Raw genomic sequence first — 9231 nt, 5'->3', positions numbered from 1 at the left:
CGATGCCAGGTAAAATATTCATCCAAATAAATTGCCCCATCTTCTTGAAAGAGGATGGGGCGGTTTACTCAAAAGCCACCCGTAGGGGTGGCTTTTTTGTTGGTTAAGCTTCTTGGTGGGGCTTGGTGATTAAATGACTTTCAGGAACGATGCACGTGGACGTGTTTCCAGGTGCCATCGATTCTCTGCCAAACACGCGTCTCGCAGCAGCTAGAAGTAACCGCTGCTCCGTCGACCATCTTCTGGGTGAGACGGGTGTAGCTCAATACGGCAGCGTCGGGGCTGATCCAGCGAATGTGTGGTCTTGCCATGCTCACCTGTATGGGAGCGGAAGGGCTGCTTGTCGCTGCTGCTGGTAGGTCGAAATAGAATTGATGGAAGGAAAGACCCTCTGCGAGGATTCCATTGGTCTCCGCTTCGAAACAGGTGAGGTCCAAGCTGCAATGGCTCGAATAGGTGAGCCAATCACCGCTTACTACACTTTCAAGCAGGTTTTGGTTGAGGCAGATCAACTGCAGCTCGTTTGTCTGCGGTGTCCCGGCTTTGGCATCAATTTCCTTATCGCCTTGGTTCATGGGTTTAGCTCCAGGTCTTGGAATGAGCTGATCCTCTCAAATCGACTCACCGCTTGTGCCTGATTGCCTGGGCGGATGCTTAGCAGCACCTGCATGCCGCTCGCAGCCGCCGACTCGCATTCGGCCAGGGTGTCGCTTATGAACAATATTTGGTGGCTGGCAACATCAAGCGACTCGGCAATCTTTCTGTAGCTGCTTTGATCACGCTTGCTGCCCACGCGGGTGTCAAACCAGTCCCCAAACATCTCCCTGAGATCTCCACCACTGCTGTATCTGTAAATCAGCTGTTGGGCTCCAACTGATCCAGACGAATAGACAGCCAATTGAAGTCCTGCTGCATGCCACTGCCGCAGAGCGCCTGGTACATCTTCAAAAAGCGGACCCTGAAGTTTGCCGATCTGATAGCCAATTTCCCAGATCATCCCCTGCAGCTCTTTCAGTGGCGCGAGCTTGCGATCCATCTTGATCAGCCAACGCAGGTACTTCAAAACACAGTCCCTCCCCTCTGATTGGCCCTGCTGCCGCATTGACTGAGCTTCGGGGTCTGGATCTTCCGCCCAGGCTTTTTCTACTTCTTCTAGCAACTCTTGAACCTGCGGGTCCTTGTGTTGTTCGTTCAAAAAGCTGCCGAGATGTTCAGCCGCATAGGGGAAAAGGGTGTCTGAAACAAAGCTCACCGGACAGGTAGTGCCCTCAATGTCAAGCAACACATTGCTCACGCCATGCCGTTGCACAACTGCCCTGCCGTGCTGCCTGCCGCTTAGCCCCTGAAGCAATAGTTGGCGCCAGTGTTGCTCCAGCAGAAACTCCAGAATCTCGAGATGTCTTCGAGCTGTTGTCAGATCTTTGCCCCAGGCATAGAGGCCATGCCCCGCTATCAGTAGCCCATAGGGCGCTGCCGCGAGGTGCGGTTCCGCGTTGCTGCGCAGTCGTTCCAGATCCTGATCGTTACCCAGCACTGGAATTGAGACGCTGGTGGCATGGGTGGCGACACCTTCAAGTCCTTTAAGCATCTCCAGGTCTTGCAGCACAAGGAAGGCAGCCCCTGCTTTGGTGGGTGCGTAGTGCTGGGACAGCAGGGTGCCGGCTTGGGAATGGGTGTGCAGCACCGCACCGGCTCCACAGGTCTCCACAAGGGCTAGGTGCAGGGCGGTTTCGGCGCTGGCCCGCCCGGTGCCTTTCAGCACCGCCCCAGCAGCATCGACCACGATCAGCTGCTCTGGGGCAACGCTGCCCTTATCCACCCCACTAGGAGCCATCAGCAGCTCCAGCGGCTGCCACCGCAGAACGCAGCTGAAGTTCCCTCCCGTGCCATCGCACCAACCGCGGCGATGAATTGCGGCCATCGTCGCGCTGAGCTGTTGCGCTAACTCGGCAGTTTGTGATGCGGCGGTTTCCACGCAAGCTTGCGGTTGGTTCAATGCTGGCAGCTCGGGCACCAGTGGCTGCTCCGCCCGCCGAGTTTCTCGCGTTGAATGGGGGTGTGGCAGCGGCGGCAGGGTTCGCCACCACGCCTGTAGACCCAGGCCACGCCACCGTAATTGCCGTTGTTGCCCTTGAGGTCGCGGAAGTCGCTGAAGGTTGTGCCGCCGGCGCCGATGCTGGTTTCAAGCACCTCCACTAGCGCCTGTCGCAGGCGCTCCAGCTGCGAGACGCCAATGCTGCCGCTGGTGGTGGCAGGTCGAATACCTGCAGCAAACAGGGACTCATCGGCGTAGATGTTGCCCACCCCCGCCACAAGCGCCTGATCCAGTAGGGCATTTTTGATTGGCCGCTTCGAGCCCCGCAGCCGCTCGGCCAGGTAGGCCGCGTTGAAGGCTGGGCTGAACGGTTCGGGGCCCAGCCGCCCCAGGCCCGTGATTACCGAGTCCAACGGTGCGCCGGGAGGTACCCACCACATCTGGCCGAAGCTGCGGGTGTCTACGAACCGCAGCTCCTGATTGCTGGCAGCAAACAGTTGCACGCGGGTGTGGGAGCAGGCCGGTTTCGGGGTTTCCAGCCAAAGGAATTGGCCGGTCATGCGCAAATGCACGCCCCAGCTGCCAGCCTCCTCCCCCCCTCGACTGAGCTGGCTCATCAGATATTTGCCACGTCGAGACCAGGTGCCAACTCGGCAACCGCACAAAGCCGCAGCGAATGCAGCGGGGTTGACCGGGCTGGCTATGGCCCTAGCCCGGTGTACATCAACCCTGCTGATCTCAAAGCCTTGGGTCTGCTGCTCGAGACCCCGCCGTACGGTTTCAACTTCAGGTAATTCTGGCATTGCCTTAGGCGCTTGCCCAGCAAAATGCCCGCGCAACCAAAAGTTGTACGGGCTTTAGAGAGGCCAGGAGATGGTCCTGGAACTTTGATCCCAAGAGGCTGATGCGGTTCAGGCCTTTTGGAGTTCGCTCTCGGCGAAGTTGTTGGTGTTGATGCCGCCTTCAGAGCCGCTGTAGCCGTTGTAGTTCACCTTCTCAAAGCGAACCACCACGGGGTAGCGGATGCCGGAAGTGTCGATCGAAGCGACGGTGCCGACTTCGTTGAACCAGTAAGACTCGGGGCGCTTGATGCGCACCTTGTCGCCGCGGGAGATTGCCATCGCTGCGCTTTAGATCGGGTGGCTGCCAGAGCGAAGATACCCGCGCAGGAGGTGGGCTTCACCAAGGGCGTCACGATTCGTCGCCCTTGGTGAGACGTTGGCTGCCCATGGCACCATCGACAGCACAGCAGCCCGTCCTTTCCCATGGCCATGGACCCGATGGAGGTCCCGGCGCCGCCGGTGCTCAACCTCGAGCTGCCCGACCCCGAAAGCGACACCATCAGCACGATGGAATTTCTGGCCAGGCTTGAAGAAGCCTGGGCCGTGTGCGACCGCTTTGACCTGCAGACCGAAATCTGGCGCGGGCGGATTTTGGCGGCGGTGCGGGACCGGGAGAAGCGCGGCGGCGAAGGGCGAGGCACGGGCTTCCTGCAGTGGCTGCGGGAGCGGGAAATCAGCAAGACCCGTGCTTACACCTTGATCCAGCTGGCTGAGTCGGCTGAGAGCTTGGTGGGTGGCGGCCTGCTTGAGGAAACCAGCGTCAACAACTTTTCGAAGCGGGCCTTTCTGGAGACTGCCCAGGCCGACCCGGAGGTGCAGCAGATGATCAGCGAGGCGGCCAATGAGGGTCAGCAGATCACCCGCAAGCAAGTGCGCCGTCTTAGTGATGAGTTCACAGCCGCCACCAGCCCCCTTTTGCCCGAGGAGATCCGCCAGCGCACAGCTGACAATCTCCTGCCACCGCGGGCTGTGGCTCCACTGGTGAAGGAGCTGGCCAAGTTGCCAGAAGACCAGCAGGAGGACCTGCGCAAGGTGTTGCGTGAGGAGCCGGAGCTGGAGCGAGTCAAGGAGGTGACCTGCACGGCCCGTTGGTTGAGCAAGGCGGCGGAGGCAGCTCTGGCGGTGCGGGCTTTTCAGCAGGGGGAGCTGGATTTCGAGAAGGCGCTGCAGGAGGCTCAACGACTCGATGCCCTGGGCTTGCTGGCCGATGCGGTGGGCCAGGCCCAGGCCCTTGAGAGTGCCGTGCTGAAGCTGCACACCAGCTGGCGGCGGCTCGGGGGCCTGCAGGAGCGCCTCTGGGTGGAGAGCGGCAGCAGCACGCCCCACCTGCGCGAACTGCTCACTGCCTTGCAGTCGCTCAGCGGCAGCACCCTGCGGGTGTCCCTGGGGGAGTTGGCGGGGGGCAAGCGGGTGCGCTTGCAACTAGTGGAGGAGTCACCGGAGCAGCTACCGCCACCACCCCTGCCATGACCGGCCCCTAGCACCGCATCTGGTGGTCGCTATGGTCAGTGAGCACTACGGGTAGGGCCCAATTGCCTTCTGGCCCCGCTGATCCCCTGGCGCTGGCCCTGGAGCGCCATTTTGGCTGGTCCGATTTCCGTCCCGGTCAGCGGCCGGTGGTGGAGGCCCTGCTGGCCGGCCAGGACTGCCTGGCCGTGCTGCCCACCGGCGGTGGCAAGTCGCTTTGCTATCAGCTGCCCGCCTTGGTGCGTGGTGGGCTGGTGCTGGTGATTTCACCCCTGGTTGCCCTGATGCAGGACCAGGTGAGCCAGTTGCAACGCCGAGGCATCCCTGCCGCCTGCCTGCATGGCGGCCTGGCCTTGCCGGAGCGGCGCCAGCTGCTGCAGCGGCTGCGCGATCACAGGCTGCGGCTGCTTTATCTGGCCCCGGAGCGGCTGCAGGGGGAAGCCACCCGCCAGCTGCTCGACGACGTTCTGGAGAGCGGCCAGCTGGTGGCGCTTGCGGTGGACGAGGCCCACTGCATCAGCGCCTGGGGCCATGATTTCCGCCCCGATTACCGCCGCCTAGGCCAATTGCGGGCTCAGTGCCCCGGGGTGCCCCTAGTGGCGCTCAGCGCCACCGCAGCCCCCCAGGTGCGCGCCGACATCATTCGCCTGCTGCAGCTGCGGCGACCGCTGATCCAGGTGCGTTCGGCCCGCCGCACCAACCTGGTGTATGGCATGCAGGTGCGCCCGCCCGATCCCCTGCCCTTGGTGCTGGCGGAGCTGGGGGCATCCCGGGGCGCCGTGCTGATCTATGCGCGCACCCGCCGCTCGGTGGAGCAATGGGCGGCTCGCTTGACAGGGGTCGGGGTGGAGGCGATCGCCTATCACGCCGGCATGGACCCCGAAAGCCGCCAGCTGGCCCTGGAGCATTTCCAGCTGCAGCCGCGGCCGGTGCTGGTGGCCACCGTGGCCTTCGGCATGGGAGTGGACCGATCGGATGTGGGACTAGTGCTGCACCTGGACCTGCCGGCCAGTCCGGAGGGTTATCTGCAGGAATCGGGCCGGGCCGGCCGGGATGGGGAACTGGCGCGCTGTCTGGTGCTCTACGACTCGGCTGATCGCACCAGCTTGGGCTGGGCAATTCGGGGCGTGGGGGCCCAGCGCCAGCAGGACCAGCAACGGCTGGAGCTGGCCCAGCAACAATTGCGGCGGATGGAAGCGGTGGCGGAGGGCGAGGGTTGCCGGGAGCAGGCGCTGCTGCTGGCCGTAGGGGAACTGGCGGCCGCCTGCGGCCGTTGCGATAACTGCCGTAGTCCCCGTGAAAGTCGGGATTGGTCTGTTGAGGCGCACCAGGCGCTGGAGGTGCTGGAGCTTCGTCCCGGCCGCGATCTACGCAACCTGGCTGAGGAGCTCGCATCCGCCGTGTCGGTTGAGCAGCGACAGCAGCAAGAAGCGAGCTGGGGGTGGCTGCTGCGGCGGCTGGCCCAGGAGGAATTGCTCAGCGAAAGCGATGACGGCGCCCAGCGTCTCTATCTGCGCGCCTCGGGCCGGCGCTACGTGCGCCAGCCCTGGCCACTTCACTGGGCTGCCTGACTGGGCAGCCTGATTGGTGGTGCTTGGCTAGCCGGTTGGATTAGCTGGCCCGGGCTTTGCAGATATCGCTGATTAGCTGCTCCTCAAAGTCGCTCTGGGGTGCATCCCAGCTTTTCCATTGGCCTGATTGGCTGGTGGCATTGAGCTTGCGGGCTCCGCAGTTGACTGCCAAATAAACGGGCTTGCCATCGCTATTAAGGGTTGGGGCTACAAAACTGCCCCCCATGGGCTGCCAGTTGGCCCAGTCCACCTGCAGCGGGCCGTAGCTGCGCCAGTCGGGACCCTGAGGCTTGCTGCTGCTGGGCTTGCTGCCAGTGCTCGGCCGGCTGGCGGGGGAGGTGGTTGCGGTAGTCGAAGTGGTTGAGGCTTTGGCGATCGGCGTGGCAACGACTGGGGAGGGCTTCGGAGTGGGTTGGATTTTCGGTTGGACCGCCGCTTGTACGACTGGTTGTACTGCGGGTTGTACAGCCCTCTCAGCAGCCTTTTGCACTGGCTGTTGAACAGCTTGTTGAACAGGTTGTTGTATGGCCTGTTGTATGGGCTGCTGAACGGAGGGTGTGGGCCGGGGAGTGGGTTTGGGTGCTGGCGTTTTCACGGCCACTGGCGTTGCCACTGCAGTTGCAGTTGCCACCGGCTTGGGATTGGGTTTGGTCTGCGGTTTGGCTTGGGCGGCGGCGGGCTTTGGAGTGGCTGGCTTTGGAGTGGCCTTCACCGGAGGCGGGGCCTGCAGTTTCAGGCGGGCGCCGGACATCACCAGATCGGGGTCATCGATTTTGTTGATGGCAACCAGCCGCTCAACCGGCAGCCCATAGCTGTCGGCGATGGTGGAGAGACTCTCACCGCTGCGCACCACGTGTTCCTTGGCGTTGCGCGGGGCCGCTGTGCTGCGGGGGGCGGCCGATGAGGACGGACGCCCAGGGATGGCCAGGCGTGTTCCCGCCACCACCAGATTTGGATTGCTGATCCCGTTTAACTGAATCAGGCGCTCAGTGCTCGTGCCAAAGCGATCGGCGATTTCTGAGATGGTTTCACCACTTTTCACCGTGTAAGGGGCGGTGGGCAGCTCGCGGGGAGAGGCGGCGGCAGTTGCCCGGCGAGATCCAGGTAGCACCAGCTTTTGGCCTGCTACCACCATGTCGGGGTTGGTGATGCCGTTGGCCTGCATCAACTGGTTGAGGCTGATCCCCTGGCGATCGGCGATGTCGGAGAGGGTATCTCCGGGCTGGACGGTGACACTGGCGCCCCTGGAGCTCCCAGCGCCAGCGGCGCTACTGCCTGGGAGCCGCAAGCTCTGGCCCGCCACCACCAGGTTGGGGTTGGTGATGCCATTGGCCTGCATCAGTCGGGTGAGGCTGACGCCGTGGCGGTCGGCAATTTCCGAGAGGGTTTCGCCTGGCTTTACCACCACGTTTGCCAGGGCTGCCGCAGGGGCCAGACCCGGGAAGGGCAACACCATCGCTAGGGCCAGGGCGGCAAGTGAGCGACGCATCGGCACCACGTGTAGGTACGGGAACGTTAAGGGCGTTGCCTCGTCCCATCCAGTCCCCGGATTGCTTTCGGCGCATCAAAGCTTCTGATCGCCCTGCCTTCGCCCCCCCCATCGCCGTGCACCAGTTAGCCCAGCAGCCGCTTAACCAGGGCCAACTTGCCCGCATAGGGGGGGTAGCGGAAGGGCAGATCCAGCCAGAAGGGGCGCCTCAGCACCGTGCGCCGGTGCGAAAAGGTTAGAAAGCCAGCCTCGCCGTGGTAGCTGCCCATGCCGCTTTCGCCGACGCCGCCTAAGGGCAGGGCCGCCGCACCCGCCTGCATCACTACATCGTTGAAGCAGACGCCACCCGAGCTGGTGGTGTCCAGGGTGCGCTGCTGGGCGGCTCGATCGTGGCTAAACAAATAGAGAGCAAGGGGCTTGGGCCTTGCCCTCACCTCGGCCAGGGCCGCTTCCAGGTTGGCTACTGCCAGCACGGGCAGGATTGGGCCAAATAGCTCCTCCTGCATCAGCGGATCGTCGCCGGATTCGATTGCTACCAAGGTGGGTTCGATGCGCCGGCGGCTGGGATCGCTGCGCCCCCCCGCCAGCACCTGGCCGCGGCTGCGGGCCCCCGCCAGCAGGGCCTCCAGCCGCTGGAACTGGACTTCATTGACGATGCAGCCCATGTCCTCGCTGGCGAGGGGATCGCTGCCATAGAAGCGTTGCCATTCGGCGGTGATAGCTGCCACTAGCGCTTCCCGCACGGCTGGTTGCACCAGCAGGTGGTCGGGAGCGATGCAGGTTTGACCAGCATTGAGACCCTTGCCCCAGGCCAGGCGCTTGGCGCTGGTGGCGATGTCGGCATCGGCAAGCACGATCGCCGGACTCTTGCCGCCCAGCTCCAGGGTCACGGGGGTGAGATGGCGGGCGGCGGCGGCCATCACCAGCCGGCCCACCCGGCCGCCGCCAGTGAAAAAGATGTGGTCAAACTGCTGCTCCAGCAACTCGGCTGCCACGGCCCCATCGCCGGTGACCACCTGCACCACCTCGGCTGGAAAGGCCAGGGGTAGGCAGCGGGCCAGGAGTGCGGAGATGTGGGGAGCATGTTCTGAGGGCTTGAGCACGGCCGTGTTGCCCGCCGCCAGGGCGCTCACCAGGGGGTGCAGGCAGAGATGGAATGGGTAGTTCCAGGGGCCGATGATCAACACGCAGCCCAGAGGTTCGGTTTGCACCCAGGCCTGGCCGGGCCGCAGGGCCAGATCCAGCCCAATCGGCCGCGGTGCCATCCAGCGCTTCAGCTGACGCCGGGTGAGGGTCAGCTCCTGACGCACCGCTATCAGCTCAAAGGTGGCCTCGAGGGGCGGTTTGCCTAGGTCGGCCGCCAAGGCTTCGAGCACTGCCGCCTCCTGATCGCGCAGCAGGCCTTCCAGGCGATCTAGCTGCTCCAGCCGCCAGGCCAGGCTGCGGGTGAGGCCCGTGCTGACGGGTGCCCGCATCGTCGCGATCGGCGTGGCAAGCAGCGGGGTGGCGCTTGGGGCGGAGGTCAAGGGGCGGGCCGCGTGTCAGCCCAAGCTGGCAAATTGCTTGCGGTTTCGGTTGCTCAGAGCCAGGCCAACCACTGCAGCATCTTGCAAAGCAGCTGCAGGAACAAGACCTGGTCTTCCACGATCAGGCAGAGAAGGGTCACCCAAATGCAGCCGGTGTACCACTGTGTTTGAGGGGCGGTGCCAGCCCCTCTTTTTGTAAGCCCTTGACGAGATTTGAACTCGTGACCTCTCCCTTACCAAGGGAGTGCTCTACCACTGAGCTACAAGGGCATGTGGAAGGTGGGCCGGGTTGGATTTGAAC

General features: G+C 63.4%; 8 protein-coding genes and 1 tRNA gene. 2 read left to right on the top strand and 7 right to left on the bottom strand.

Annotated elements, in window-relative coordinates; translation table 11 throughout:
* Window positions 1–140: 140 nt before the first annotated feature.
* The 4 genes from KBY85_RS14830 to KBY85_RS14810 form a co-directional block, all read right to left on the bottom strand.
* Window positions 141–575 carry a DUF4440 domain-containing protein gene (locus tag KBY85_RS14830; RefSeq protein WP_254962226.1) on the bottom strand — a complete coding sequence of 145 codons (435 nt, stop codon included), beginning with the start codon at window positions 573–575 and terminating at the stop codon, window positions 141–143.
* Window positions 572–1975: an acireductone synthase gene (gene mtnC, locus KBY85_RS16025; RefSeq protein WP_315859998.1), complete on the bottom strand. Its 1404-nt coding sequence runs from the start codon at window positions 1973–1975 to the stop codon at window positions 572–574. The genes KBY85_RS14830 and mtnC overlap by 4 nt, the downstream gene beginning before the upstream one ends.
* Before the next feature lie 17 nt (window positions 1976–1992).
* Window positions 1993–2838 (bottom strand): DNA-formamidopyrimidine glycosylase, encoded by an 846-nt coding sequence (locus KBY85_RS14815; protein ID WP_254962225.1) that lies wholly within the window; start codon window positions 2836–2838, stop codon window positions 1993–1995.
* 108 nt (window positions 2839–2946) lie between these two features.
* Window positions 2947–3156: a photosystem I reaction center subunit IV gene (locus KBY85_RS14810; RefSeq protein ID WP_106502000.1), complete on the bottom strand. Its 210-nt coding sequence runs from the start codon at window positions 3154–3156 to the stop codon at window positions 2947–2949.
* 150 nt (window positions 3157–3306) lie between these two features.
* Here KBY85_RS14810 and KBY85_RS14805 point away from each other — a divergent pair, with 150 nt between their 5' ends.
* On the top strand, window positions 3307–4347 hold the full coding sequence (locus KBY85_RS14805; protein ID WP_254942585.1) for a hypothetical protein: 1041 nt from the start codon (window positions 3307–3309) through the stop codon (window positions 4345–4347).
* Between the two features lie 62 nt (window positions 4348–4409).
* On the top strand, window positions 4410–5915 hold the full coding sequence (locus KBY85_RS14800; RefSeq protein ID WP_106502001.1) for an ATP-dependent DNA helicase RecQ: 1506 nt from the start codon (window positions 4410–4412) through the stop codon (window positions 5913–5915).
* A 40-nt stretch (window positions 5916–5955) separates the two neighbouring features.
* Here KBY85_RS14800 and KBY85_RS14795 read toward each other — a convergent pair whose 3' ends face one another.
* The 3 genes from KBY85_RS14795 to KBY85_RS14785 form a co-directional block, all read right to left on the bottom strand.
* Window positions 5956–7404, bottom strand: a complete 1449-nt coding sequence (locus tag KBY85_RS14795) for a LysM peptidoglycan-binding domain-containing protein (protein ID WP_254962223.1) — start codon at window positions 7402–7404, stop codon at window positions 5956–5958.
* Between the two features lie 125 nt (window positions 7405–7529).
* Window positions 7530–8879 (bottom strand): aldehyde dehydrogenase family protein, encoded by a 1350-nt coding sequence (locus KBY85_RS14790; RefSeq protein WP_254962227.1) that lies wholly within the window; start codon window positions 8877–8879, stop codon window positions 7530–7532.
* Window positions 8880–9128: 249 nt separating this feature from the next.
* Window positions 9129–9200: transfer RNA gene (locus KBY85_RS14785), tRNA-Thr, on the bottom strand.
* Window positions 9201–9231 lie beyond the last annotated feature (31 nt).

Origin of the sequence: Cyanobium sp. BA5m-10, from assembly GCF_024346255.1 — a bacterium.
In the GTDB taxonomy this organism is placed as follows: Bacteria; Cyanobacteriota; Cyanobacteriia; order PCC-6307; family Cyanobiaceae; genus Cyanobium_A; species Cyanobium_A usitatum.
Note: the sequence above shows the minus strand (reverse complement) of the source record. Positions and strands in the feature narration are given on the sequence as shown.